At 67.8% G+C, this 22,904-nt stretch carries 18 protein-coding genes; 11 read left to right on the plus strand and 7 right to left on the minus strand.

All coding sequences use genetic code 11. The annotated features are described in order from the left end of the window. The first annotated feature begins 2 nt into the window (after positions 1–2). From M2352_RS16325 to M2352_RS16340, 4 genes are all read left to right on the plus strand, one after another. Positions 3–2,573: an ATP-binding protein gene (locus tag M2352_RS16325; protein WP_264665626.1), complete on the plus strand. Its 2,571-nt coding sequence runs from the start codon at positions 3–5 to the stop codon at positions 2,571–2,573. 43 nt (positions 2,574–2,616) lie between these two features. Next, entirely contained in the window at positions 2,617–2,877 is a 261-nt protein-coding gene (locus tag M2352_RS16330; protein ID WP_264665627.1) for a hypothetical protein, read from the plus strand. Positions 2,878–3,021: 144 nt separating this feature from the next. Further along, positions 3,022–4,254 carry an ABC transporter substrate-binding protein gene (locus M2352_RS16335; RefSeq protein WP_264665628.1) on the plus strand — a complete coding sequence of 411 codons (1,233 nt, stop codon included), beginning with the start codon at positions 3,022–3,024 and terminating at the stop codon, positions 4,252–4,254. Positions 4,255–4,381: 127 nt separating this feature from the next. Further along, positions 4,382–5,464 carry a L,D-transpeptidase gene (locus M2352_RS16340; protein WP_264665629.1) on the plus strand — a complete coding sequence of 361 codons (1,083 nt, stop codon included), beginning with the start codon at positions 4,382–4,384 and terminating at the stop codon, positions 5,462–5,464. A gap of 99 nt (positions 5,465–5,563) precedes the next feature. Here M2352_RS16340 and M2352_RS16345 read toward each other — a convergent pair whose 3' ends face one another. Continuing rightward, a complete protein-coding gene (locus M2352_RS16345; protein WP_264665630.1) occupies positions 5,564–6,583 on the minus strand; it encodes a glycosyltransferase family 4 protein in 1,020 nt (339 codons plus the stop codon). Between the two features lie 133 nt (positions 6,584–6,716). Here M2352_RS16345 and M2352_RS16350 point away from each other — a divergent pair, with 133 nt between their 5' ends. The 5 genes from M2352_RS16350 (at position 6,717) to M2352_RS16370 (ending at position 11,969) form a co-directional block, all read left to right on the plus strand. Beyond that, positions 6,717–7,535: a glycosyltransferase family 2 protein gene (locus M2352_RS16350; RefSeq protein ID WP_264665631.1), complete on the plus strand. Its 819-nt coding sequence runs from the start codon at positions 6,717–6,719 to the stop codon at positions 7,533–7,535. Between the two features lie 308 nt (positions 7,536–7,843). Beyond that, entirely contained in the window at positions 7,844–8,713 is an 870-nt protein-coding gene (locus M2352_RS16355) for a branched-chain amino acid ABC transporter permease (protein WP_264665632.1), read from the plus strand. Next, entirely contained in the window at positions 8,713–9,708 is a 996-nt protein-coding gene (locus M2352_RS16360; RefSeq protein WP_264665633.1) for a branched-chain amino acid ABC transporter permease, read from the plus strand. Before M2352_RS16355 ends, M2352_RS16360 begins: the two co-directional genes overlap by 1 nt. Continuing rightward, a complete protein-coding gene (locus tag M2352_RS16365; RefSeq protein ID WP_264665634.1) occupies positions 9,708–10,433 on the plus strand; it encodes an ABC transporter ATP-binding protein in 726 nt (241 codons plus the stop codon). Before M2352_RS16360 ends, M2352_RS16365 begins: the two co-directional genes overlap by 1 nt. 30 nt (positions 10,434–10,463) lie before the next feature. Further along, positions 10,464–11,969, plus strand: a complete 1,506-nt coding sequence (locus M2352_RS16370; RefSeq protein ID WP_264665635.1) for a pentapeptide repeat-containing protein — start codon at positions 10,464–10,466, stop codon at positions 11,967–11,969. A 68-nt stretch (positions 11,970–12,037) separates the two neighbouring features. Here M2352_RS16370 and M2352_RS16375 read toward each other — a convergent pair whose 3' ends face one another. Continuing rightward, entirely contained in the window at positions 12,038–14,053 is a 2,016-nt protein-coding gene (locus M2352_RS16375) for a methyl-accepting chemotaxis protein (protein WP_264665636.1), read from the minus strand. A gap of 240 nt (positions 14,054–14,293) precedes the next feature. Then, positions 14,294–15,649: a histidine--tRNA ligase gene (hisS, locus tag M2352_RS16380; protein WP_264665637.1), complete on the minus strand. Its 1,356-nt coding sequence runs from the start codon at positions 15,647–15,649 to the stop codon at positions 14,294–14,296. A gap of 160 nt (positions 15,650–15,809) precedes the next feature. On the opposite strand from hisS, the gene gor reads away from it, so the two are divergent. Continuing rightward, on the plus strand, positions 15,810–17,171 hold the full coding sequence (gene gor / locus M2352_RS16385) for a glutathione-disulfide reductase (RefSeq protein ID WP_264665638.1): 1,362 nt from the start codon (positions 15,810–15,812) through the stop codon (positions 17,169–17,171). A 21-nt stretch (positions 17,172–17,192) separates the two neighbouring features. Here gor and M2352_RS16390 read toward each other — a convergent pair whose 3' ends face one another. Beyond that, the gene (locus M2352_RS16390) at positions 17,193–17,921 is read right to left on the minus strand and encodes a hypothetical protein (protein WP_264665639.1); all 729 of its coding nucleotides are present in this window, start codon (positions 17,919–17,921) and stop codon (positions 17,193–17,195) included. A 189-nt stretch (positions 17,922–18,110) separates the two neighbouring features. Here M2352_RS16390 and M2352_RS16395 point away from each other — a divergent pair, with 189 nt between their 5' ends. After that, entirely contained in the window at positions 18,111–18,644 is a 534-nt protein-coding gene (locus tag M2352_RS16395) for a D-glycero-alpha-D-manno-heptose-1,7-bisphosphate 7-phosphatase (RefSeq protein WP_264665640.1), read from the plus strand. Positions 18,645–18,646: 2 nt separating this feature from the next. Here the strand turns inward: M2352_RS16395 and M2352_RS16400 are convergent, their stop codons facing one another. The 3 genes from M2352_RS16400 to M2352_RS16410 all read right to left on the minus strand — a co-directional run bounded on the left by M2352_RS16400 (position 18,647) and on the right by M2352_RS16410 (position 22,846). After that, on the minus strand, positions 18,647–20,944 hold the full coding sequence (locus M2352_RS16400) for an LPS-assembly protein LptD (protein ID WP_264665641.1): 2,298 nt from the start codon (positions 20,942–20,944) through the stop codon (positions 18,647–18,649). Positions 20,945–21,068: 124 nt separating this feature from the next. Then, positions 21,069–21,311: an Lrp/AsnC ligand binding domain-containing protein gene (locus M2352_RS16405; RefSeq protein WP_264665642.1), complete on the minus strand. Its 243-nt coding sequence runs from the start codon at positions 21,309–21,311 to the stop codon at positions 21,069–21,071. Between the two features lie 5 nt (positions 21,312–21,316). Beyond that, on the minus strand, positions 21,317–22,846 hold the full coding sequence (locus M2352_RS16410; RefSeq protein WP_264665643.1) for a DEAD/DEAH box helicase: 1,530 nt from the start codon (positions 22,844–22,846) through the stop codon (positions 21,317–21,319). Positions 22,847–22,904 lie beyond the last annotated feature (58 nt).

The following is a 22,904-nucleotide window of genomic DNA, read 5'->3' on the forward strand; positions in this document are numbered from 1 at the left end:
GAATGCGGACGTTCAGCGATCTTCCACTTTTTGTGCGCCTGCTGGCCGCCTTTCTGGTGGTTCTGGTGTTGTTTTCCGCGCTTGCCCTGTTGGGGTACCGGAAGATGGAAAGGATCGGTGTCCTGGCCGATCAGATCTACGATCATCCCTTCACGGTCGGCACCGCCATCCGCGACATCCGCAACGCCGCCGACCAGGCCCACGCTTTGGCGGAGAACCTGCGGTGGGAGGCGGGCGGCAAGCCGCCGGAGGTGATCCGCGCCGGCATCCAGGCCAGCCGCAAGGCCGTCGCCGCCGCCCTGGAGCGCATATCCGGCCATTACCTCGGACCGGCGGAGGATGTGGAATCCCTGCGCTGGGCGCTGGATGGGTGGGCGGCGGCGCAGGATCGTTTCCTGGCCATGGCCCCCGGCGGTTCCCCGGGCATGCGCGTGGTGCTGCTCCAGGACGAAGGGGAGCGGTACGGCACGGTCAGCGCCGCCATCGGGCGCATCGTCGCCTTTTCCGGCAACAAGGCGCGGGAACTGCACAGCCAGTCCCAGGCCATCATCGCCGACACCTTGCGGAATTGGGGGCTGGCGATCGCCGGCATCGGCGTGTTGCTGGTGCTGCTGGCATGGGTGGTCACCCGCAGCCTGACGGCTCCTTTGACACGCCTGTGCGGGGTGATGCGGGATCTGACGGCCGGGCGGCTGGAGGTGGACATTCCCTACCGCGGCGGACGGTCCGAGATCGGTACCATCGCCGATACCCTGGCCGGGTTTCAGGGAACCGCCCGCCGGCTGTCGGAACAGGGATGTCTGGACGCGCGGGTCGCCGCCATCGCCGCCGCGCTGCAAGCGCAGAGCACACACGCCGGGCTGGCGCGCGTCCTGCTGCCGTACCTGACCGATGGCTTGCCCGAGGGGTCATGGGCGGCGCTCTATGTGCGCCGCGGGTCCGGTTGGATGCTGGCCGGCGCCGAGGGGGGGGATGGGGGCCGGCACCTGCCGGAGGTTCTGGATCCCGCGGTGGTGGCCATGGCGGACGCGGCGGCGGAACGGGCGGTGGATCATGTGGCGGCGGCCATGGACGGGACCATGCCCCTGCGTCTGGCGCTGTCGGTGCGCGGACAGGCGGTGGGGGTGCTGCTGATCTTTTCGCCCGCCGACATCCCGCGGAAAGCGATGGACCTGCTGGACCGGGTCAAGGATCTGCTGGCGCTGGGCATCGAGGGGCTGCGCCGCCGTGAGCAGGCGGAAATCCTCCTGGCCCGCACGAGCGAGCAGGCGTGGGAGCTGGAGGTGCGGGCCGAGGCCCTGCGCGGGTCGGAAGAAAAGCTGCGCATGGCGAACGAGGAACTGTCACAGCAGGCCGCGGCGCTAGCCGAACAGCGCCAGCAGATCGAACTGGCCTGGGCGGAGGCCGAACAGAAGGCGCGGGAAGCGGAAAACGCCAACCGCCACAAATCGGAATTCCTGGCGAACATGAGCCACGAGATCCGCACGCCGCTAAACGCCATCCTGGGCCTGACCTATCTTTTGGAGCGGACCGCCCTCAACCGTGAACAGGACGGGCATGTGGGCAAGATCGGGCTGGCCGGACGGTCGCTGCTGTCCATCGTCAACGACATCCTGGATTTCTCCCGCATCGAGGCGGGGCGGCTGGAGTTGGAATGCACCGCCTTCAACCTGCCGGGGGTGATGGAGGCGATCACCGCCATGGCCGGGGTGAACGCCCAGGCCAAGGCGCTGGATTTCCGGGTCGATGTGGCGCCCGGCGTGCCGGATGATCTGGCCGGAGACGGATTCCGGCTGCAGCAGATTTTGGTCAACCTGACCGGCAACGCCATCAAATTCACTGAAACCGGCTCCGTCCGGCTGTCGGTGGAGCAGGTTCCGGCGGAGGGGGAGCGTGTGATGCTGCGCTTCACGGTCAGCGACACCGGCATCGGCATCCCGCCCGATGCGTTGCCGGGGCTGTTCCGGGCTTTCAGCCAGGCCGACACCACAACCACCCGCCGGTTCGGCGGCTCGGGCCTGGGGCTGGCCATCAGCAGGAAGCTGGTGGAGATGATGGGGGGCAGCATCGCCGTGGACAGCACCCCCGGCCAGGGCAGCCGTTTCACGGTCGAAATCCCCTTTGCCGCCGCCGCTCCGGCCAATCCGGTGCCGGTGCATATCCCGGCCGCCGCCCCGGCGCCGCTGGCGGGCGTGCGTATTCTGCTGGTGGAGGACAACAGCATCAACCGGCTGGTCGCCAGCCGCATCCTGGAAGGGAAGGGGGCGGCGGTGGTCTGCGAAGCCGACGGGCAGGCGGCGGTGGACCGGCTGAACCGTGCCCCCGGCGCCTTCGACGTGGTGCTGATGGACGTGCAGATGCCGGTGATGGACGGGTACGAGGCCACGGCGGTCATCAAGAAGGATCTGCGCTTGCGCCATCTGCCGGTCATCGCCCTGACCGCCGGGGCCCTGGCGTCGGAACGCAAACAGGCGGTTGACTGCGGCATGGACGGGTTTATTTCTAAACCGTTCGCCGTGGGTGAACTGGTGGATACCGTCGCCCGTTTCGCCCCGGTGTCCACGGCTGTCTAGCGGGCCGCTTGCCCGCTTCATCAAATATCGCTAATGTAGAGCCATGGCACCCAAGGAAAAAGAGGCCCTGGTCTTTCTGGCCAAGCATCTGGCCGTCGGCGTCACCGCCGGGCTGGTGTTTTGCGCGGCGGCGCTGGCCACCGACGCCGCGGGACTGCGCACGCTGCTGCTTGCCGCCGATTCCGTGGGCGTGGGGCTGTACCTGCTGATCGGCTCCGTCTGCCTGACCTTCGGCAGCGTGGCCATGGGGGTGGGAATCATGAGCCTGGGCGACCACGCCGACCATCCCGACCGGGATTATTGAGGGATCGGCGGAGCCCTGCCGCCGGGGGGGCGCCATAATCAGTCGTATCCCGCGGGGGATTCGATTCTTCTTTGACTTCCCGGCCCGGTTCGCGCGACATCTGGCACCCTTATCACCAAGAAACTGGTCAGGGAGACGCCTGTCATGTCGCATACCATCACCCGCCGCGGCTTCGGTCAGGGGGTTCTGGCCGCCGGTGCTCTGGCGGCCTTCGGCAAGGCCCCCGCGTTCGCCCAGGCGGCTTCGCTGAAGGTCGGCGTCCTGCTGCCGCGCTCCGGCCTGCTGGCCCAGGCGGGTCAGGCCTGCCAGCGCGGCGCCGACATCGCCCCCGCCGTGCTGAGCGAGCTGGGCTATAAGGTCGAAATCCTGTCGGCGGACACCGAATCCAACGTGGACGTCGCCCGCAGCCGTACGGAAAAGCTGATCAACGACGGCGCCAACGTCATCGTCGGCGCCTTCGACAGCGGCCAGACCGCCGCCGCCGCCCAGGTGTGCGAGCAGCGCGGCGTGCCGCTGGTGATGAACATCGCCGCCGCCGACAAGCTGACGGAGCAGGGTTACAAGACCGTGTTCCGCAACTTCCCCACCAGCACCATGCTGGTGAAGAACGGCATGGCGCTGATGAAGGATCTGTTCGCCGCCACCGGCGCCACGCCGAAAGCGGCGGTGTTCCTGCACGCCAACGACACCTTCGGCATGGGCAACAAGCAGGCGATGGACACCCTGTTCCCCACGTTGGACATGCCGTTCAAGATCGTGGAATCCATCGCCTACGATCCCAAGGCCCAGGATCTGGCGGTGGAAGTCGCCAAGGCCAAGGCCACCGGCGCCGATCTCGCCATCGTCACCACCCGCGCCAACGACGCCATCATGCTGGTGCGTGAAATGGTGAAGCAGAAGTGGGAGCCGATGGGCATCGCGTCGCCCGGCTCGCCCGGCCTGTACGACGAGCAGTTCTACAAGGCGCTGGGCAAGTATTCCGACTTCGCCATCACCAACCTGCCCTGGTACGACCCCAAGGCCGAGCTGTCGCAGCGGGTGATGGCTGCCTTCAAGAAGGCGTTCCCCAACGACCGCTTCGAAGGCTACGGCTTCAACGTCGCCTTCACCCTGGAAGCGATCCTGGTGGCGGCGGATGCGTTCAAGCGCGCCGGCTCGCCGGAATCCGCCCCCATGCTGGAGGCGCTGCGCACCACCAACCTGTCGAACAAGATGATGGTCGGCCCAGCCATCACCTTCGACGAGAAGGGGCAGAACGTCAATCTGGCCTCCGCCTGCATCCAGAACCGCGGCCTGCGGCCCACCGTGGTGCTGCCCAAGGGGGCGGCGGAAATGGAGCCGGTGTTCCCCATGCCCGGCTGGCAGAAGCGTTCCTGACCACGGACGGCCCCGCCCATTCCCTTCCGGGGGTGGGCGGGGTGCCCGAATTAAGAAAGCGTTAGGGAGATTGGCGCTTCACTGCCCCCCAGGACCGTGGGGTCTTTCCGTGCCGTGGGGGAAGGTCATGGGGAAGGGGTTGCACAGCGCCGTCGTCCTGATCCGCCGTTTCGTCTGTGCGGCCTTTACCATTCTGGCGCTGCTGGTGCCGGCGTGGGCCGGAGCGGCCGAGCCCGGCAGGGCAAACGACACCGCCTATGTGGTCATCAGCCTGGCCGACCGCCGGCTGTATCTGGTCGGCGGAGCGGGGGACACGCGGGCATCCTTTCCCGTCGCCATCGGGCGGCCCGGCGTGGAAATCCCGCTGGGTGTGACCACCATCGTGCGCAAGCGGGAAAACCCCACCTGGCATCCCACCGCCAACCAGCGGCGCAGCAACCCCAGCCTGCCGGCCAGCGTGCCGCCGGGGCCGGACAATCCCTTGGGCCGTTTCGCGCTGGATCTCGGCTGGCCCACCTATGCCATTCACGGCACCAACGATCCCGAGTCCATCGGGCGCCGGGCATCGGGGGGCTGTTTCCGCATGGGCGATGACGACATCGAAACCCTGTTTTCCATCGCCGCCGTCGGCACCCCGGTGCGGGTGATGGCCGAGGCTTACGCCGCCCCCCAGATCGCCGCCGCCCCGTTGGACGAGCGGGGCGTGGTGCAATTGCTGGTGCCGCTGTCCGGCTCACCGAAGCCTCAGCCCGCCAAGCCGGGAGCGGAGGTGACGGCGCGGATCCCGGCCCCGCCGGCCCCGCCGATGGCCGGACCGCCGATGGCCGCGGTGCCGGTGCCCAAGGTGATCCCCGCCGCCGCCCCGGCGCTGGCCCCCCTGGCCGATCCGCTGCCCGCCGATCCGCGGTGCGCCCGCACGGTGCTGCCGGTGCTGCGGGTGATCTGCGACACGCCGGATCTGGCGCAGTTGGACGGGCGCATCCGGCAGAAGACGGAACGGCTGTTGTCCGCCGTCCCGTCCGACCGGCGGGCCGGGGCCGCCGACGCCATGACCCTGGACCGGCGGCGGTTCGAGGAACGCATCAGCGCGCTCTGCTGGGTGCGGGCCGGCACCGAACGGGATCAGGCCGCCACCGCCACGGCGCGGCTGTGCCTGAAAGCGTCTCTCGAAGGCCGGCTGGAGGATCTGGACGGGCGGACGGCTTATTAGAGTCCTTCAGGTGCTTATTGAAGCACCTGAAGGACTCTAAGCTTTTGGTTTTCCCGTGTGATTCACGCTTCAAACGATTCCGTTTGAACCGATCACACTCTAGCCGATCAGGGATTCGAAATCCGCCGCCGCGTCGCGCCACAGCCGTTGCGGAAAGGTGCGGCAGTTTTCGTGCAGGCGGCGCCACAGGGTGTCGTCGGTCAGAATCTGGATGCAGGCGCCGGCGAAACCGTCGGCGTCCTCGCGGATGAAGCCGGTGCGCCCGTCCTCCACCCGCTCCTTCAACGACCCGATGCCGGCGGTGACCACCGGCAGGCCGCAGGCCACCGCCTCCGCCGCCGACAGGCAATAGGTCTCCCCCAGATCGCCGCGGTAGGCCATCAGCCGGCCCGCGCGCAGCCGGCCGGCCAACTGGTCCTTGGCCAGCGGCCCCATCAGCCGCACGCCCAGACCCGCCATGCGCTGGGCTTGCTCCATGGGTGCGCGCATCTTTTCCGCCATCTGCCCGCCATAGACCGCCGGGCCGCCGTAGATGTGCAGTTCCGCCGCCGGCACCGCCGGGTGGATGCGCCGTTCCCACAGGTCGAGCACCCAGTCCAGCGAGCGTTGGAAATTGGAGGTGAACAGCACGTGCGGCGGTGGGGCCACGGACAGGGACGGCGGATCGAGGAAATCGGCGCTGATGCCATAAGGGAACACATAGCGCCCGCGGAAGGGGATCCACCCCGGCACGGTGCCCGCCTGATACGTGCCGATGCACACGCAGGATGCCGGCTGGCGGAACAGCGGCCACGCATGGCGGGGCTTGCGCAGGTACTGCCCCGGCCCGTGCAGCCACACGGCGCGGCGGCGGATATGGCGGTAGCGGGCCAGATTGCCGGGCCGCCGGCTGACGATCACCAGATCGGCGTTTTCCCGCACCGAGCCGGCGGGGCGCCACAGCACGCCGTTGTGCTCCACCGGTTCCGGCGTCAGGGTTTCCACCACCACGCGGTTGCCGTGGGCGGCCAGTGCCTCGGCCAGCTTGACCGTCGCGGTTTCGGTGCCGCCCAGGGGGCCGCGTTCATAGCTGCGCCCGTCATAGGCGAACACGTCATCCCCGATGATGATGCGCGGCATCGGCGTTCCTGCTGGTCAAGGCGTTGAGAAAGGAGCGGTTGGAAAAAACACAAGCGGCGGACGATGCGTTTTTGCATAATGCCGCCCGTTTTGAAAACCCCCGTTCGCCGGGGTGGTGGAGGGACCGTATCTCATGACCAGCGGCACCGTGTCTCAGGCCCCGGTACAGGACCGGACGGACGGCGCGTCCGTCGCCCTGTCCGCCCTGGTCGTCGCCCGCAACGAGGAAGAGGCGCTGCCCGCCTGTCTGGAGGCGCTGGGGTTCGCCGACGAGATCGTGGTGGTGCTGGACCGCTGCACCGACCAGTCCGAAGCCGTCGCCCGCCGCTACACCGGCCGCGTGCTGGCCGGCGGCTGGCCCATCGAGGGCGACCGCCGCAACGCCGGCATCGACGCCTGCCGTGGTGCCTGGATCGTGGAGGTGGACGCGGACGAGATCGTCAGCCCGGCGCTGGCCGCAGAGATCCGCGATGTCATCGCCGCCTCCGCGTTCGACTGGCACAGCGTGGCCATCGACAATTACGTGGGTGACCGCCACGTGCGCAACGGCTGGGGGGCCTATTTCGGGGTGGGGTCGAAGAACATCCTGTTCCGCAAGGGTGCCAAGCGCTGGGGGGCGCAGCGGGTGCATCCGTCGCTGGACTGGACCGGCACCGGCGGCCCGCGGCTGTCGGCCACCCTGACCCACCGGGTGGACCGCGACATCTTCGACATGGTGGACCGGCTGAACCGCTACACCTCCGAACGGGCCGCCGACATGCGGGCCGAGGGCCTCAACGAGACCCTGGGCCGTAACCTGCGCCGCTTCGTGTCGCGCTTTTACAAGGTCTACATCCGCCGCAAGGGCTACCGCGAGGGGGAATGGGGCTTCCTGCTGGCCCTGATGACGGCGCTGTACCCGCTGCTGTCCTATCTCAAGGCGCGGCTGGAGGACGGGAAGACGGGCCGTTAACCGGCCCCGGTCCCGCCGCCGAACACCTCGTCCATGGTGCGGGCGTCGAGGATGCGGTCGCACCATTCGTCCAGGGCGGGGTTATCGGCGGCTTGGATGCGGGCTTCCATCCCCGCCCGCTTATCATCCAAATATATTCATTTGCCATCATGACGGGAATTTCTGTTTTTCGAAACGCAAAATCGATGGGGTCCGGGGCCGCCGGCCCCGGCCGCCGGAGGCTTTCTTTGTCCCCCTGATGGTTCTCCCCTCTTGCATAGCCCCCGGTCTGCTGCTAACGCCAAGTCTGCATTCATGGAACCCGTCCGATGCCGCTTGATTTCATCCTCAACATCATCGCCTCCGGGCTGCTGAACGGCTTGGTGTACGGGCTGGCGGCCTTGGGGCTGTCGGTCATTTTCGGGGTGGTGCGCGTGGTCAATTTCGCCCATGGCGAAATGATGGTCGCGGGCATGTATGGGGCCGTGCTGCTGTTCGGCGCCTTTCACCTGGACCCGGTGCTGTCGGCGCCCATCGTGGCGGTGGTGCTGTTCGCGGTGGGGTGGGCGATGCAGCGCGGGCTGGTCAACCGTTTCGTCGGCAAGCCCGAGCACATGCAGTTCATCCTGCTGCTGGGGGTGGCGACCATCCTGGTGAACGGGCTGCTGATGATCTTCGGCCCCGATTCCCGCGGGCTTCAGGTGGATTACGTGTTCGACACGGTGGAGATCGGGCCGTTCAGCCTGGATGCCGTGCGGCTGCGGGCCGGGCTGGGGGCGCTGGTGGTGACGGCGGTGCTGTTCGCCTTCTTCCGCTTCAGCCGGACGGGCAAGGCCATCCGGGCCTGCGCCGACAACCCGCTGGGGGCCAAGGTGGTGGGGCTGAACCTTGACGGGCTGTACGCCTTCACCTTCGGCATCGGCACGGCGGTGGTGGGGATCGCCGGCACGCTGATGGCGCTGGTGGTGGACACCCGCCCGCAGTTGGCCAGCGAATACACGCTGCTGTCGTTCATCATCGTCATCATCGGCGGGCTGGGCAGCCTGCCCGGCGCCTTGCTGGGCGGCGTGCTGATCGGCATGTCGGAGGCGCTGGCGGGCTTTCTGCTCACGCCGTCGCTCAAGTCGCTGTTCAGCTATGTGGTGCTGATCGTGGTTCTGCTGCTGCGCCCGCAGGGGCTTTTGGGGAAACGCTCGTGATGCTGACGCGGCGCGCAATCGTTCTGGCCGTCCTGATGGCGGCGGCGCTGGTCCTGCTGCCGCTGGTGGGGGACCGCTATGTGGTGTCGGTGGTGACCACCGTCCTGTGGTTTGCCTATCTGGGGCAGGCGTGGAACGTGATGATGGGCTTTGCCGGCCTGCTGTCGCTTGGGCACGCGCTCTATGTGGGGCTGGGGGCTTATGTGGCGGGGGCGCTGTTCCTGCACGGCGGCGTCACGCCGTGGGCGGGGATGCTGGCGGCCATGGTGGCGGCGGCACTGGCCGGCGGCTTCATCGGCGTGCTGGGCTTCCGCTTCCGGGTCAAGGGGGTGCATTTCGCCCTGCTGACCATCGCGTTCGCCGAGGTGGCGCGCATCGCCTTCGACCATCTGACGTTCCTGGGCGGGTCGGGCGGCTTTTTCCTGCCGGCCCACGATCCCAGCACGCCCGACGACCTGCTGAACCTGCGCGGGTCGCCGGTGATGTTCTATTACGTGATCCTGGCGCTGACGGTGGCGGCGCTGGCGCTGGCGCGGGTGCTGCTGCACAGCCGGCTGGGCTATCAGTGGCTGGCGATCCGCGAGGAGCCGGACGCGGCGGAGGCGTCGGGCATCAACCTGTTCCGGGTGCGGATGCTGGCGGTGCTGATCTCGTCGGCGCTGGCCGCGCTGGGCGGCGTGTTCCAGACCTTCTACTTCAGCACCCTGTTCCCCGAGCAGGTGTTCTCCATGGGCCGGTCCATCGAGATCATCCTGCCGGCCATCGTCGGCGGCATCGGCACGCTGTTCGGGCCGATCCTGGGGGCCTTCATCCTGACGCCGCTGGGCGAGCTTCTGACCTTTCTAGTGGACAAGGCGGGGATGGACGCGCCCGGCATGAAACAGCTTTTCTACGGGGCGGCGCTGGTGGTGATCGTGGTGTTCCGCCCCGACGGGGTGTGGCCGTGGATGGCCGGCAAGCTGCGGCTGGTCCGCCGTCCGGGGGAGGATGAGTGATGGCGGCTCTGCTGTCGGTTTCCAACCTGTCCAAGCGCTTTCGCGGCCTGAAGGCCGTCTCGGACGTCAGTTTCGAGGTGCCGGTAGGCACCATCGTCGCCCTGATCGGCCCCAACGGCGCGGGCAAGACCACCACCTTCAACCTGATTGCCGGGGTGTTCCCGCCCGATGAAGGCTCGGTGGTGCTGGATGGGCGCACCATCACCGGCTTCCGCCCCGATCAGGCGTGCGCCGCCGGCATCGGGCGCACCTTCCAGATCGTCAAGCCGTTCGGCGAGCTGTCGGTGGAAGAGAACGTGCTGGTGGGGGCGCTGGCCCGTGAAAAATCGGTGGAGGCCGCTCGCTCCCACGCCCGCGGCGTGCTGCGCCGGCTGGGTCTGGACGGCATGGCCCAGCGCCCGGCGCGCAGCCTGACCCTGCCCGACCGCAAGCGGCTGGAGGTGGCGCGCGCGCTGGCCACCCGTCCGTCGCTGCTGTTGCTGGACGAGGTGCTGGCCGGTCTGCGCCCGACCGAGGTCGATCAGATGGTGGAGGTCCTGCGCGACCTGAACCGGCGCGAAGGGCTGACCATCCTGATGATCGAGCATGTGATGCGGGCGGTGATGGCGCTGTCCGACCATGTGGTGGTTCTGGAACATGGCGAGAAAATCGCCGATGGGACACCGGCGGCGGTTGTGTCCGATCCGCGGGTGATCCATTCCTATCTGGGTGCGGAAGACATCTGAGGCCGCACGTCGAACGAGCGGGGGCGGGACATGCTGGGAACCAGGGGCCGCACGGCGGCGCGTATCGGTCTGTTGGCATCGGGTCTGGCCGGTTTGGCCCTGCCGGCCTGGGCCGCATCGGACAGCGCGTGCGGCGAGATGCCGAAGGCCGGGTACATCACGGTGTCCTCACCGAAGGAGGCGGGACGCCTGCCCGCCGATCATCCGGTGGTGGCGTGGATCGGTCCCGCCCTCGACCAGGCGGTGGGAGGAGAGCCGCAACCCTGGCCGGCGGCGGTGCTGGCGCGCATGAAGCTGGCGCCGGGGTCGGTGGTCAACAGCGTCGGCGTCACCAAGGATTCGCTGGCCGGGTGGCAGGCGCCGGGGGTGCGCTTCCTCGACGTCAGCTTTGCGGAAAGCAATCTGGCCGGCACCAATTTCGCCGGTGCCTGCTTCGACCATGGCGTTTTGACCGGGGCGGACTTCAGCGGCGCCAACCTGTCCGGGGCGCGGCTGGAAAGCACCACGATTGCAGGGGTGCGTTTCGACCGCGCCAACCTGTCCGGGGCGACCATCGCCTGCCCCCCCGGTATCGTGGGCGAGGGATGCGACGGGTTCGAGGGCGAGAAGCCGGTCAGCCTGCGCGACGCGGACCTGCGGGGTACCGATCTGGCGGCCCCGCTGTCCACCTTGGATACGGTTCTCGACGGGGCGCGGGTGGAGCGCACGGTCCTGCCGCTGATGCCCGATATCCTGGACGCGTTGGCCAAGGCCCAGGTGACCGACGTGCGCCTGACGCCCCCCCCCTTGCGCAGCGGAAACGGCGAGGTGTTCACCGCCGCCGAATTGGACCAGCTTCGCCAGTTGGGCGGTGGCAAGCCCCTGTCGTTGATGACGCGCATGGGGACGGTTCCGTCCTTCGACTGCTCTCCGCCGAATTTGAGCGTGGTGGAAAAGGCGCTGTGCCAGATGGACGATCTGGCCGCCCTCGACCGGGTGATGGGCCTGACCTACCGCCGGGTCATCGACGCGGCGGCGGACAAGACGCTGGTGAAGACCGCCCAGACCACGTTCCTCAAGACCCGCAACGGCTGCGCCACGCTGGGGGAGGACACGCGCTATTCCTGCATCGCCAACGCCTATGTGACCCGGCTGGCGGAACTGGGGCGTGAGACGGTCAAGGCGGCTTCCGCCCCCGGCACGCGCCGTTTCAGCGGCGGCCCCGCCCACCCCAAGGCGGCGGTGGCGAACGACCCGCTGGTGGCCAGGCTGGTGCGTGCCTATGGCGATTCCCCCGACATTGCCACCATCACCGGCGCCGGCGGCACCCTGACCGTCACCGCCGAGGCCACGGGTGGCAACGGCCATGCCTGCGGGTTCGAAGCGCCGGTGCGTTTCGACACCGTGCGCGGTGTGTGGGTCGGGGAGGTCGATGGGGAGAAGATGGCGTGGGTCATCCTGCCCGAAGGGCTGGTGCCGGCGTCGAAGCCGGAGGAAAGCCACTATTTCTGCGGAATGCGGGCCATGTGGCCGGCGGTGTATTTCCAGGTTCCGTAAACCCGGGCTTCCGCAAAGCCGGCGCGAAGCCCCCGCCATCCGTAGCGGGGGCTTTTTCTTTCCCACCGTCAGGCTGCGTAACCCTTGCGTGGCAGGCCCTTGACCAGCCGGGCGAACTGGTCGGCGAAGCGCACCGCCTGTTCCGGCGTCAGGTCGAACTGCACATGGATGCGCCCGTGTTCGATGCTGCGGACGGCCAGCGGCAGGGCAGGGGCCAAGCCGTCCACCCGCAATTCCCCGCGCGTGCCGTCGCGGGCCGAAGCCGGGCCGTTCAGCAGCAGCGCCCCCCCTTCGGAGAAATCCTCCACCGACACCGTGTGGGGCTGCCCGCCGAGAATCAGGGTGGCGGAGCGGTTGAGGGCGTAGCGGGGGGTGACGCGGCGGTCCACATCCTTGGTCGCGGTGCGGACCACGCGGATCAGCACGGTGCGCAGGGCGTCGATGCTGTCGGACACGGCGCCGGACAGGCTGCTGACCTCGGCGGCGCGGGCGCCGGTGGCGTTGGCCTCATCCGACACGCCGGCGATGCGGGCCGCCACCTCGCGGGCTGCGTCGGAGGTCTGGGCCACGTTGCGGGCGATTTCGTTGGTGGCGGCTCCTTGCTCCTCGATGGCGGCGGCGATCATGCCCGACAGCCCCTCGATGTTGCGGATGGCGCCGGCGATGTCGGTCACCGCCTGCACGGCCCCGTCGGTGGTGCTTTGGATCTCGGTGATCTGCTGGCCGATTTCCTCGGTGGCCTTGGCGGTCTGGGCGGCCAGATTCTTCACTTCCGTCGCCACCACGGCGAATCCCTTGCCGGCCTCGCCCGCCCGGGCGGCCTCGATGGTGGCGTTGAGCGCCAGCAGGTTGGTTTGCCCGGCGATGGAGTTGATCAGGCCCGCCACCTCGCTGATGCGGTTCACGGCCCCGGCCAGTTGCGCGATGGTGGCCTGGGCACGGTCCGACGCCGCCACGGCGTCGCGGGTGACGCCGTTGGCCGCCCCCACCTGGCTGGCGATTTCGCGGATGGAGGCGTTCAACTCTTCCGACGCGCTGGCGACGGTCTGGGCGTTGGTCAGGGCCTGATGGGCGGCGGCGGCCACCGACTGGCTGTTGTGGGTGACGGCATCGGCGGAGCGGGCCATCTTTTGCGCGTTTTCGGCCATGCGGCCGGTCTGGGTCGCCACGCCTTCCACCGCCGTGCGGGCCTCGCGCTCCACGGTTTCGGCCATGGTGCGCAGGGAGGTCAGCCGTTCCTGTTCGGCCTGACGGCGCTGGTTTTCCTGTTCCGCCCGCAGCCGTTCGGTTTCGATGGCGTTGGCGTGGAACACCTGCACCGCCTGGGCCATGTCGCCCACCTCGTCGGCCCGTCCGGTGGATGGCACGATGATCGACAGGTCGCCGTCGGCCAGACGGGTCATCACCGCGGTCATGCCCACCACCGGGCGGATCACGCCGCGGGCGATGCCGATGATGCCGCCCACCAGCAGCACCAGAACCACCCCCGCCACCGACCACAGGATGCCGAGGAACAGCGAATCGCGTTGGTCGGCATAGCGTTCGGTGTCGGCGTTCATCGTCTCGGTGGCCTTGACGATGCTGTCCACCACGGCCCGGTGATCGTTGTACGCCTGGGCCAGCACGCCATAGGCCGCCTTGGCCGCCGTCAGATCACCCCGCTCCAGCGCCGGCAGGAAGCGGGCGTCCAGTTCCGTCCAGAAACGGGACACGGGGGTGTGGGATGTGCGGGTCAGCATGTCGCGCACCGACAGGTCCATCTCGCCCGGCTGGCGGGCTTCCCAATAGGCGTGGCGCTCGTCGTATTCCTTGCGCAACTGGGCCAGCCGGCTTCGCCGTGCGGTCACGGACGCCGGGTCGTTCAGGGCCAGGGTGGCTTCCAGGTAGGATTCGATGATGTATTCCGGCGGCGGCAGGATGTCGGCCACCAGATCCTTGCCCAGCACGATGCGCTGGTACAGCGGCCCGCCCACCTTCAGCTCGGCGATGGCGGACACGCCGGCCACGGCGGCGGCCAGGAAACCCAGAGTAATCAAGACACCGAACAGAGTGACGAGGCTTGCGATCTTGAGGCGTGCAAACATGGGGGGAAAGGCCCGTTCAACGGATGATCCTGTTGCGGATTATACGGGCTTCCCAATGTGTTTGGATTTGCATTTCTCATGGGAGAGCAGATTTTCCGCCCGGTGCCGGACAAACCACCCACCTTCCGGAGCGTATCTTTCTGCGTGCCGGATTCTTTGTTTCGCCAGCCGCGCCACGAAACGATGCAAAGAACGCAAGATTGTTCCCCGCCGGATCCCGGACCCGGCGGGGAAGGGGGGTCAGGCGTCCAGCAGGGCCTTGACCATGGCCGGCAGGTCGGCCAGCGCCACCTCGCGCTGTTCGCCGCGCAGCAGGTGCTTGACGGTGGCGGTACCGCGGGCCTTCTCGTCGCTGCCCATCAGCACGGCCACGGGGATGCCGGCCTTGTCGGCGTATTTCATCTGTTTGGCCAGCTTGCCGCCGTCGAGCTGGATTTCGGTGTTGAGACCGGCGGCGCGCAGGTCGGCGGCCAGACGGAAATAATCGGATGTGAGCGCCGGGTCCATCTGGGTCACCAGCACCTGGGCGGTGGCGGACCCGTCCTTGATCAGTCCCGCTTCCATCAACTGGTAGAACAGGCGGGTGGCGCCGATGGAGATGCCGACACCCGGAAGCCGCGACTTGGTGTAGTGGCTGGCGAGGTTTTCGTACCGCCCGCCCGAACACACGCTGCCGATGCCGCGGTGGTCGTTGAGGAAGGTCTCGTAGACGGTGCCGGTGTAGTAATCCAGCCCCCGCGCGATGGCCAGATTGATGCGCACCGCGTCGTCGGGCACCTGGAAGGCGCGCAGGCCCTCCATCACCGTGGACAGTTCATGGATGCCGGTGCGGAAGGTGTCGTTGTCCACATCCATGGCGCGCAGGGCGGCCAGGGTGTCGTCGTTGCTTTTCTGCTCGGCGATCAGGGCCAGAATCTGGTCGGCCACGTCGCCGGGCACCCCCAGGTCGTCGGCCGTCAGGTTGGCGCGCACCTTGTCTCGGTCCAGCTTGTCCAGCTTGTCGATCTCGCGCAGCACCAGCACCCGGCGTTCCGGCTCGCCGATGCCCAGCCCGTCCAGCAGGCCCAGCAGGATCTTGCGGTTGTTGATGTTGATGGTGAAGCCGCCGAAGTTCAGCTCGCGGAACACGTGGTGGATCACCGCCGGCATCTCGGCGTCGTAGTGCAGGCCCAGCGTGTCCTTGCCGATCACGTCGATGTCGCACTGATAGAACTCGCGGAACCGGCCCCGCTGCGCCCGTTCGCCGCGATAGACGCGCTGCATCTGGTAGCGGCGGAAGGGAAAGGCGAGATCCCGTTCATGCTCGGCGACATAGCGGGCCAGCGGCACCGTCAGATCGAAGCGCAGCGCCATGTCGGGCTTGTGCCCCTGCTGGATGGCGCCGGTGGACTGGACGAAATAGACTTGCTTTTCCGTCTCGCCCCCCGATTTGGTCAGCAGCACGTCGGCGGTTTCGAACACCGGGGTTTCCACCGGCACGAAGCCGAACCGCTCGTAACCGCGGCGGATGGTGTCGAGCATGCGCTGAAAGGCCACCTGCTGGCGGGGCAGCAGTTCCATCACGCCAGGGGGGGTGCGGGGGTTAATCAGGCTCATGATGCGGGCTTTGCCAAACGGTGAAGGGACGATCCACCGCCGGTTCTAGCCCGTTTTGGCGGCGGCGTCATCCCCTCGACAACAGCCGGAAAAGCGGGAACACTCCATGGTGCCGTATGCGGTTTAAAATCAGCCTAAGAGACCACGGGAGAATCCCTTCGTGACTCAGTTCGATTTCGATCTCTTCACCATCGGCGCCGGATCGGGCGGGGTGGCCGCCAGCCGGCGGGCCGCCGGGTTCGGGGCCAGGGTCGGCATCTGCGAGGGCAGCCGGGTCGGCGGCACCTGCGTCATCCGCGGCTGCGTGCCGAAAAAGCTTCTGGTCTACGCCAGCCAGTTCCGCGACGCCTTCGCCGATGCGCCGGGCTACGGCTGGGGGGCCTCCGTCCCCGCCTTCGACTGGGCCACGCTGATCGCCAACAAGGACAAGGAGATCGACCGTCTGAACGGCATCTACATCGGCATGCTGGAACGGGCCGGGGTCACGCTGTTCAACGGCCATGGGCGGCTGATCGACCGGCACACGGTGGAGATCGGGGACCGGCGCGTCACCGCCGCCAAGATCCTGATCGCCACCGGCGGCTGGCCGTCGCTGCCCGCCATTCCCGGCATCGAGCACGCCATCACCTCCAACGAGGCGCTGCACCTGGGCCGGCTGCCCCATTCCCTGATCATCATCGGCGGCGGCTACATCGCCGTGGAGTTCGCCGGCATCTTCGCCGGACTGGGCGTGGACGTCACGCTGATGATCCGCGGCGAGGAGCTGCTGAACGGCTTCGACGACGACATCCGCGTGGCGCTGGCCCAGGAGATGCGCAAGCGCGGCGTCACCATCCTGGCCCGCACCAAGCCGGTGAAGGTGGAGGAAAGCGCCAGCGGCTTCACCGTCACCGACCATCTGGGGCGGGAGCATTCGGCGGGGCTGGTCATGGCCGCCACCGGGCGCCACCCCAACACCCGCAATCTGGGGCTGGAAGAGGTGGGCGTGGCCCTCGATTCCAAGGGAGCGGTGATCGTCGATGACGGTCTGCGCACCAACGTGGAGACCATCTATGCCCTGGGCGACGTGACCGACCGGGTGGCGCTGACCCCGGTGGCCATTGCCGAGGGCCGGGCCTTTGCCGAGACCCACTACAACAACAACCCCATGCGGGTGTCGTACGACAACATTCCCACCGCTGTGTTCTCCCAGCCGCCGCTCGGCACCGTCGGCCTGACCGAGGCCGAGGCGCGGGCGAAGTATCCCAAGGTGGACATCTACCGCACCGGCTTCCGTCCCATGAAGCACACCCTGTCGGGCCGTGACGAGCGGGTGCTGATGAAGCTGGTGGTGGATGGTGACAGCCAGAAGGTTCTGGGCTGCCACATGATGGGCATGGACGCGCCGGAAATCATCCAGGCTCTGGGCATCGCCATCACCTGCGGCGCCACCAAGGCCGATTTCGACCGCACCATCGCCCTTCACCCGTCCACGGCGGAAGAGTTCGTCCTGATGCGGGACAAGGTTCCCGATCCGGCGTAAGCCGGATCGGAGCGGGGGGCATCAGGGGGCGGGGCAGCGGTCCACGGTCACTTCGGCATAGGACCGCTGCCCCGGCACCACGGTGATCCGGTATTCGGTGTGATCGACGATCATCGCATGGTGCAGCGGCAGCATGCCGCTCAACTCCTTGGGCTCCTTGGCGCCGTGCATGCCGATGCGCAGGGTGACCGGCTGGGCCGGATCGTACCAGCTTTCCTTCTGGCCCTGCGCATTCTGGGCCGACACCCCCTCGCCGGTCACCGTCACCGCACCGTTGCCGAAGCTGGCGACGCGGGTGGTGGATTTCAGCAGCGGGGTGGACAGCACGATGCGCTTGCTCTCGCCCGGCTGGCAGTTGCGCGGGTTCTGCGCCTGTTCGATGACGAAGGTCAGCCGCGCCGGATCGACTCCCGCCGCCAGCCGGTCGGCCACGAGCCGCGACAGGTCGGCCAGCTTGCCGGTGGGCAGTTCCTTTTGCAGCCGGGCTTCCAGTTCCGTCGCGTGGACCTGCGCCTTGCTGGCGGTATTGCGCAGATTCTCGATGGTCAGCTTCTGGGTTTCGATGGTGCGGGACAGGGTTTCGATCTGTTCGCGCAGGGTGGCATCGCGGCCCTTCAGCTGCTCGATGCCCATCTGGTACGAAAACAGCCCGATGCCCAGCAGCACACCGCCGGCCAGGGCCACTTTGGCGAAGCCGGTCCAGAAACGGCGCCGGTAGCGGCGCTCATAATCGTAACGTCCAAGGCCCATCTGCTGAGACGCCCACAGGTGATGGAGAAAGACGGGGAGACAGGACCACGGACGCGGCCCCGCAAGGCCCCTTATGGCTAACGGCATCAGCCGCCGGTTTCAAGCGCTTGTGGTGGCGGGGTTGCGCATGAGGGGCGGGGCTGCTACGCCCGTGGGTGTTCTCTTTTCCTGTCCGGGCATCCCACCGCCATGCAGCAGCCGGCCCTTTTCCTCGACCGCGACGGCGTGATCAACATCGACCACGGCTATGTCAGCCGGCGGGAGGATTTCGCCTTTCTCGACGGCGTGTTCGCCCTGGCCCGCCGGGCCGTGGACCGGGGATACCGCATCGCCATCATCACCAACCAGTCGGGAATCGGGCGCGGCTATTATGCCGAGGAGGATTTCGCCGTTCTGTCCCGCTGGATGGCCGGGCGTTTCGCCGCACACGGGGCCGATGTGGCCGGGGTGTTCCATTGCCCCTATCTGCCGGGGGCGCCGCTGGCGGCCTATGACCGCGACAGCTTCTGGCGCAAGCCCAACCCCGGCATGATCCTGGAGGCGCAGCGGCGGCTGGGTCTGGATCTGGCGCGGTCGATCTTCGTCGGCGATCAGCCCACCGACATGGCGGCGGCACGGTCCGCCGGAATCGGTACCCGCGCGCTGTTGGGGGATAAGACCTCCGGTGATGCCACCTTGGCCGCCCCGGACCATGAGGTTCTGGGGCGGCTTCTGTTCGGCTGAGGTCAGTTGGTGGACGTTCCGCTGCCGAAGATGGCGCTGCCGAAGTTGGGGGAGTTGAACTCGCCCAGGTTCTTGAACACCATGCGGAAATAGACGGTGTTCCCCTCCACCTCGTCCCCCACCGTGGTGGTGAAGTCGCGCAGCGCGATGACCTGGAAGGTGAAGCACTCGTCCTGATAGGTCAGCGTGGCATTCGAGTTGCGCGGCCCGGGGACCGGCTTCATCGCCTGCTGATGGCTGACGGACAGGCTCCACCGTGGCGACAGGCGGGCACCCACCCCGACGGTGCCCTGTTCCACCACGTTGCGGGATACGGCGTAGCGGTCCACCGTCTGGTCCACATAGGTGTACGAGGTGAACAGCCGCAATTCCCCCGGCCCGATGGCGGCGGTCACGCCGTGGCGGCGGGGCCGCAGGGTTTCCTGGTCGATGCGCAGGCCGTAGTTCAGGTCGAACCACGACACCGGTGCCACGTCCAGCCGCCCGATGTAGTCGGACTGGCGGTTGGTCAGGCCCGACCCGTTGGGATAGTCCTCGTCGCGGGTGAAGCGGTAGCTCTGCCCGGCGAACAGGCTGGCCCAGCCGCCCTTGTCGCGGTACAGCGCCGTGCGCAGGCCGTAGGTGACGCGCGATCCGCCTTCCAGCCGGTCGATGCCGCTGAAACGGTTCAGCGCGAACAGGTTGGTGTCGTCCAGCTCGTAATCCTGGCTGTCCTCGTTGGGCAGGGCGGCGTTGTTGTTGACCCGCGGCGCCATGGTGAAGGACACGACCGGCTCGATCACCTGCGAGTAGCCGTCGGCGTAGCGGACGAAGGGGTAGCGGACCTTGATATCGGCCTGGGGGAAGAACCGGCCGCGGCTGACGTTCTGGGTGGATCCGCCGGTGACCGGCTGATAGTCCTCCGCACTGTAGCCCGCCATCAGCACGCGGGTGTTCAGCGTGGTGACGAAGCCCATGTCGGACACGATTTCCCGTTGCCAGCCGGGCTGCACCATGAAACGGCGGGTGGAGGTGCCGTCACGGCGGATCACGCCCAGAATGTTGCTGTCCAGCGACCAGCGCCCGCCGAGCAGGCTGCCCGGCTCGCCCAGCGCGCTGTATTGCGCCATGGGCAGCACCTGGGGCTGGCGGTCGTAGCCGTACCGCAGATCCTGGAACGAATAGGCGTTGAGGCCGGCGTAGTTCCGCCCGCTGAACCCTTCGATGAAGGCACGGCTGGTCAGAACGTCGTCGCGCACGCCGTAATAGCGGCGCAGATACGAAAACTCGCTGGCCCGCCGCAGATCGAACCCCCAGCGCCACGTGTCGTCGATGTTGAACAGGCCGCGGGCGAAGATGTGGCCGCGCACGGCGTTCTTGGTGTTGGTGGTCGGATTGGGCTGCTTGGGAATCTCGCCGTCGGCAACGCTGGCGTCGAGCTGAAGGATGCCCTTTTCGAAGCGTTTGCGGTACTGCCCACCCAGGAAGGGGCCGACCTTGCTGTAGAAACCCGGTTCCACCGTCGCATCCTGGTCGGGCGCGATGTCGATGTAATAGGGGGTGCGCACGAAGACGCCCAGCGTGCCCTTGTTGCCGTAGGACGGGGTGAGGAACCCGGTCTTACGGTCCACCGTCGGGTCCGGCTGGGACATGTAGGGTGTATAGGCCACGGGAAAGCCGAACAGTTCCAGCGTGGCGTCCTTGTAGCGGATTTCCTGCGCTTCCTTGTCGTGGACCACGCGGACGGCGCGGATCTGCCACAGGGGCGGGTTTTCCGGATCCTTGCTGCACAGTTCGCAGGGGCTGTAGACGGCGCGGTTGACACGCATGATATCGCCGCCGCGCCGTTCGCCCTCGTTCCCCGCCATGCGGGCGTTGTCGGTCATCAGAACACGGATGTTCTGAATGAACGCATCGCGCATGTCGTCGGTCAGTTCGGCGTAATCGGCGAACACGATGTCGCCCGACGGCTCCACCACCCGCACGCGCCCGCTGGCGGTTACCACCGTCGAGCGCTTGTTGTAGGTCATGGTGTCGGCGTGAACCGTGCGCCCCCCGTGCGACAGCTCCACGTTGCCGCGGGCGGTGACCAGCTCCTGCTGCTCGTCGTAGGTCACCTCGTCGGCGCTCAGCAGGACGGGCTGATTATCCTTGCTGGCCGCCGGGGCGGCGGTCTGCGCCAGTGCCGGCACAGCGGTGGCCATGGCCATGGCCAGCCCCAGCACGCCCAGGCCCAAAAGCCCCGGCTGCGTCCGCCCCGGAACGGGCGGACGGCGCTTGGAACGGCGGGTGCGGACGGGGCGGGGGGACGTGTTGGGCATACCCGAACCTTTGGGCGAAGGCCACGGCCAAGTCAACGCTTTCGGCACGCCCGTCCGGCAAAGGCCACAGGGCGTCGCGCCGGGGACACAGACCCGCCCGGCGGGCGGACCCGTGCGTGTGGGTTCAGGCGAACGCCTTGAAGGCGATCAGGGTGAAGGTGTCGCGGACGCCCGGCAGGGTCTGGACCTGCTCGGTCACGAAATGCCCCAGATCATCCCCGTCGGGCAGGCAGCATTTCATCAGCAGGTCGTACTGGCCGGAGATGGAATGCACCTCCGACACCGCTTCCACGTCCTGGACCGCCCGGTCGGCCACGTCATAGGCACGGCCCAGGTCGCATTTGACCATCACGAAGATCGTCTGCACGGGCGTCAGCCCTCCTGCGTGCTGTCGGTGGCGGTGTCCACGGGGGCCGGGGTGGCGGGGCGGGCGCGGCGTCCGGTGCGCATCATGAACGCCGGCATGTGGTCGCCGAAGCCGACGACCACCACATCGTCGTCGTCGTCCCGGCGGCGGCGGCTGCGGTCACGGTCGCGGTCGTTGCGGGGGGCTTCGCTGCGCGGAGCCTGGGCCGGCGCGGTGTCCGCCGCCGCCGGCCGTTCGGCGCGCTCGCTCCGTTCACTGCGGTCCCGTTCGCTCCGGTCGCGGTCGCTGCGTTCCCGGCGGCCCGAAGACCGGCCCTCGGCCTTGGGCTCGCGGCCACCCTCGTCGCGCCCGCGGCGGCGTGCGCCGCCCCGGCGGCGTGCGCCGTCCTCCGATTCTTCCTCGAAGGCGGGGGACTCAAGCCCGTCAATGGCGATCAAGGGAATCTCCCGCTGAATGAGTTTGGTGATCGCGGCCACCGCCTTGCCGTCATAGGGCGACGCGATGGAAAACGCCCGCCCGCTGCGCCCGGCGCGGCCCGTGCGGCCGATGCGGTGAACGTAATCGTCGGCGTGGATCGGGACGTCGAAATTGAACACGTGGCTCAGCCCCTGCACGTCCAGCCCGCGGGCCGCCACGTCGGAACAGACCAGCAGCGAGATCTGCCCGGCCTTGAACGCCTCCAGCGTTTCCGTGCGCTTGGACTGGGGCATGTCGCCGTGCAGGCAGCCGACGTTGAAGCCGTGCTTCTCCAGCGACTTCTGCACCACGGCCACGTCGCGCTTGCGGTTGCAGAAGATGAAGGCGTTCTTCACGTCCTCCGTCCGCAGCAGATGGCGCAGCGCTTCGCGCTTGTCCTCTTCATGCACCACCACCAGGGCCTGGGTGACCGTGGCGGCGGGGGAGGCCGGCGGGGCGACGGTCACTTCCTTGGGGTTGTGCAGGAAGGCATCGGCCAGGCGGCGGATCTCCGGCGGCATGGTGGCCGAGAAGAACAGCGTCTGGCGCATCTTGGGCAGGGTGGCGACGATCTTCTCGATGTCGGGGATGAACCCCATGTCGAGCATGCGGTCCGCCTCGTCGATCACCAGCACCTTGATGTCGTTCAGCATGATGTTGCCGCGGCCGAACAGGTCCATCAGACGGCCCGGCGTGGCGATCAGCACATCGACGCCGCGGTCCAGGCGCTTCACCTGCTCGGTGAAGGTCTCGCCGCCGATCAGCAGCGCCATGGACAGCTTGTGATACTGGCCATAGACCTCGAAGGTTTCGGCCACCTGGGCGGCCAGCTCGCGCGTCGGCTCCAGGATCAGCGACCGCGGCATCCGCGCCCGTGCCCGGCCCGTGGCCAGGATGTCGATCATGGGCAGGGTGAAAGAGGCCGTCTTGCCCGTTCCCGTCTGGGCACAGCCGAGCACGTCGCGCCCCTGCAAGACCCAGGGAATGGCTTTTTCCTGGATGGGGGTCGGTTGGGTATAACCCTTTTCCTCGACCGCGCGCAGGACGTCAGCTCCAAGCCCAAGTTCCGAAAATAGCATCCAACCGGTGTCTGTCTGGAGAGGGGAACCCGGAATCCCGCGGATTCCGGTTTTAGTT

The organism is Azospirillum fermentarium, from assembly GCF_025961205.1.
GTDB classification, from domain to species: Bacteria; Pseudomonadota; Alphaproteobacteria; order Azospirillales; family Azospirillaceae; genus Azospirillum; species Azospirillum fermentarium.

Excerpts from the sequence above, each read along its gene's own strand:
- M2352_RS16325 (WP_264665626.1), top strand. The coding sequence starts at position 3 with ATGCGGACGTTCAGCGATCTTCCACTTTTTGTGCGCCTGCTGGCCGCC.
- M2352_RS16330 (WP_264665627.1), top strand. The coding sequence starts at position 2,617 with ATGGCACCCAAGGAAAAAGAGGCCCTGGTCTTTCTGGCCAAGCATCTG.
- M2352_RS16335 (WP_264665628.1), top strand. The coding sequence starts at position 3,022 with ATGTCGCATACCATCACCCGCCGCGGCTTCGGTCAGGGGGTTCTGGCC.
- M2352_RS16340 (WP_264665629.1), top strand. The coding sequence starts at position 4,382 with ATGGGGAAGGGGTTGCACAGCGCCGTCGTCCTGATCCGCCGTTTCGTC.
- M2352_RS16345 (WP_264665630.1), bottom strand. The coding sequence starts at position 6,583 with ATGCCGCGCATCATCATCGGGGATGACGTGTTCGCCTATGACGGGCGC.
- M2352_RS16350 (WP_264665631.1), top strand. The coding sequence starts at position 6,717 with ATGACCAGCGGCACCGTGTCTCAGGCCCCGGTACAGGACCGGACGGAC.
- M2352_RS16355 (WP_264665632.1), top strand. The coding sequence starts at position 7,844 with ATGCCGCTTGATTTCATCCTCAACATCATCGCCTCCGGGCTGCTGAAC.
- M2352_RS16360 (WP_264665633.1), top strand. The coding sequence starts at position 8,713 with ATGCTGACGCGGCGCGCAATCGTTCTGGCCGTCCTGATGGCGGCGGCG.
- M2352_RS16365 (WP_264665634.1), top strand. The coding sequence starts at position 9,708 with ATGGCGGCTCTGCTGTCGGTTTCCAACCTGTCCAAGCGCTTTCGCGGC.
- M2352_RS16370 (WP_264665635.1), top strand. The coding sequence starts at position 10,464 with ATGCTGGGAACCAGGGGCCGCACGGCGGCGCGTATCGGTCTGTTGGCA.
- M2352_RS16375 (WP_264665636.1), bottom strand. The coding sequence starts at position 14,053 with ATGTTTGCACGCCTCAAGATCGCAAGCCTCGTCACTCTGTTCGGTGTC.
- hisS (WP_264665637.1), bottom strand. The coding sequence starts at position 15,649 with ATGAGCCTGATTAACCCCCGCACCCCCCCTGGCGTGATGGAACTGCTG.
- M2352_RS16390 (WP_264665639.1), bottom strand. The coding sequence starts at position 17,921 with ATGGGCCTTGGACGTTACGATTATGAGCGCCGCTACCGGCGCCGTTTC.
- M2352_RS16395 (WP_264665640.1), top strand. The coding sequence starts at position 18,111 with ATGCAGCAGCCGGCCCTTTTCCTCGACCGCGACGGCGTGATCAACATC.
- M2352_RS16400 (WP_264665641.1), bottom strand. The coding sequence starts at position 20,944 with ATGCCCAACACGTCCCCCCGCCCCGTCCGCACCCGCCGTTCCAAGCGC.
- M2352_RS16410 (WP_264665643.1), bottom strand. The coding sequence starts at position 22,846 with ATGCTATTTTCGGAACTTGGGCTTGGAGCTGACGTCCTGCGCGCGGTC.